The sequence below is a fragment of the Bartonella sp. AA86SXKL genome (assembly GCF_042196885.1).
The window spans coordinates 529-806 of the sequence record NZ_JBHIRE010000241.1 but is presented as its reverse complement, the minus strand read 5'-3'; the positions used below and the strand labels follow the sequence as shown (position 1 = coordinate 806).

At 38.5% G+C, this 278-nt stretch carries 1 protein-coding gene; it reads left to right on the top strand.

Going from position 1 to position 278, the window contains the following annotated elements; all coding sequences use genetic code 11:
* On the top strand, positions 1-278 hold a 278-nt coding region (locus tag ACFIO5_RS11240), incomplete at both ends, for a hypothetical protein (RefSeq protein WP_375705452.1).

Below are 278 nucleotides of genomic sequence, written 5' to 3'. Positions count from 1 at the left end.
GGTGCTTCTTGCCTCAGCCCGTATCATCCTTCATGCTCAAAATGGGTCTTTATCTGAACAGCTCAAACGACTTAATGAGAGTCATTTTGATCTCGTCACACGGAATAGTCATCAAGGATCTCATGATAAACTAAACGACAAAAGAAGACAAATATCAACACAAACTGAACAAAGCCTCTTCGTTTCTATTGGTCTTATCAGTCAACAAAAATCATCCACTCTTCCCATTAATGGAAAAGATTTACAATATTGGAATGGCTATGGCGGTTTTAACCACA